Below are 1979 nucleotides of genomic sequence, written 5' to 3' on the forward strand. Positions count from 1 at the left end.
GTTCTGGGTAAAGACCATCGGCCGGCATGGTTAACCGGCGGTTAATTTCTGGGCTCTTTCGGCTCGTCACGAGGGCTCCGGTGGGGAAGCGTTAACCATTTGTGTTTACGCAAAAGAAACGAAAAGCGAACACGTGCTGCAATGCTGGGGCCATGATGGCTGACGATCGAACCGCGCGCCCGGTTTCCGGCGAAATCATGACCGATCCGGCGGCAATTGCCGCAGCGGACCGGTTCATGCGTGGTTCGGCCGCCGACATCGTCGATGCCGACTACGTGGTGATGCCGCGCCTTGCGCCTGCCGTGGAGAGCGTTTCGCCGCTGCCGCGCGCGATCGTCATGCCACCCGTCGCGGGCATGGACATGCTGCGCAAGCCCGAGGCCCCGCCGGAGCGGCTACCAGCCTCGCGCGGCGGGCCGATCTTCTGGGTCGCTGGTATCGGCGCTGCCTTGGCCGCGTTCTGGGTCTCCGGCGGGCACGCGCTGGTGCGCCAGGCGCCGTTCCTGTCCAGCGCGCAGGCGTCGGCGCTCAGCATTTCGGGCGTCACGTCACGCGTCGACGCTACCGGGCCGAACGCCGCACTGTTCGTCGATGGTGAGGCCGTCAATGATGGTGCGAAACCGACGGAGTTGCCGCCGCTCGAAATCCGGGTGACCGGCAATGACGGGCAGACTACCCGCTATACGTTGGGGACATCCGGCCGTTCGCTGGCGTCTGGCGAAAGATTCGGCTTTGCCAGCCGGCTCGACGTGCCTAGAAACGGTGTGAAGACCGTGTCGGTCACTTTCGCCGAATAGGCGATCACCGGGGAAGACCATCAATGCCCATCATACGCGGCAAGGACATCGAGGTTCTGTTTTCAGCATCGGCGATCGCGCGGCGCAATCTCGAGCTCGCCAAGGAGATTGCCGGACACGACTATCACGATCTGCTGGTGATCTCGGTGCTGAAGGGCTCGTTTATCTTCGCCGCCGATCTTATCCGGGCCATGCACGATGTCGGCCTGTCGCCGGAGGTCGAATTCATCTTCATCTCCAGCTATGGCGCCGGCACCAGCAGCGGCGAGGTGAGGGTGCTGCGCGACATCGACAATGAGGTCGCCGGCCGCGACGTGCTGCTGATCGACGACATTCTCGAATCGGGGAAGACGCTGAGCTTTACCCGCGAGCTGATGTTGTCGCGGGGCGCCAAGAGCTGTTCGATCGCCGTGCTGCTCGACAAGCGCATGCGCCGCCAGACCGAGCTCAATGCCGATTATGTCGGCTTCGACTGCCCCGACTATTTCGTCGTTGGCTACGGCATGGATGTAGCCCATGCTTTTCGCGAGTTGCCGTTTGTCGGTGTCGTCAAAGGGGATGTCTGAGCGGCATCAAAAAGGTTTGCTGATGCTTAGAGCGGTTCGCCGCTTCACGAAAACGCCGAACCGCTCGAGTTTTTTGTTTTGACGCAATTCCCAAGGGAAAGCGCTGTGCGCTTTTCCCGGAAAATCGTCTCACACTTTTCCTGAATTGCTCGTGGGCTTTCAGGAAAAGTCAACTTTTGGCGGCCAAATATGCCGGCCATGGCAAAGCTTCTGATCGTCGAGGACGATGAGTCCGTCCGCACCCTGGCCGCCCGCGCGCTTGAACGCGCCGGGCACACAATCGATATCGCGGCGGACGGCGCGCAGGGGCTTTCGCTGATCCAGGCGGCGCGTGGCGGCTATGATCTCGTCGTCTCCGATATCCGCATGCCGGAGATGGACGGCATCGAGATGGCGATCGCGGCTGCTGCATTGTTTCCGTCGATCAAGATCGTGCTGATGACCGGCTATGCCGACCAGCGCGAGCGCGCCGAGGAATTGAACGGCATCATCCTCGATGTCGTGCAGAAGCCCTTCACGCTGGCCGAAATCCGTTCGCGAGTCGAGCGGGCGCTGATCTGCTTCGCCTGATCAGGCTGGGTCGGCGGCAGCGAGCACAGGTGGAACATTCTTGCGC

At 62.0% G+C, this 1979-nt stretch carries 3 protein-coding genes; all 3 read left to right on the forward strand.

All coding sequences use genetic code 11. From position 1 onward, the window contains the following. Positions 1–152 precede the first annotated feature (152 nt). The 3 genes from EN893_RS31305 to EN893_RS31315 all read left to right on the forward strand — a co-directional run bounded on the left by EN893_RS31305 (position 153) and on the right by EN893_RS31315 (position 1933). The gene (locus EN893_RS31305; RefSeq protein ID WP_127271081.1) at positions 153–797 is read left to right on the forward strand and encodes a hypothetical protein; all 645 of its coding nucleotides are present in this window, start codon (positions 153–155) and stop codon (positions 795–797) included. A gap of 23 nt (positions 798–820) precedes the next feature. After that, complete coding sequence (hpt, locus tag EN893_RS31310) at positions 821–1363, forward strand: hypoxanthine phosphoribosyltransferase (protein WP_128362068.1); 543 nt, start codon at positions 821–823, stop codon at positions 1361–1363. Positions 1364–1561: 198 nt separating this feature from the next. Further along, positions 1562–1933: a response regulator gene (locus EN893_RS31315; protein ID WP_027038124.1), complete on the forward strand. Its 372-nt coding sequence runs from the start codon at positions 1562–1564 to the stop codon at positions 1931–1933. Positions 1934–1979 lie beyond the last annotated feature (46 nt).

The sequence above is a fragment of the Mesorhizobium sp. M7A.F.Ca.CA.004.04.2.1 genome (genome assembly GCF_004022825.1).
Taxonomy (GTDB): Bacteria; Pseudomonadota; Alphaproteobacteria; order Rhizobiales; family Rhizobiaceae; genus Mesorhizobium.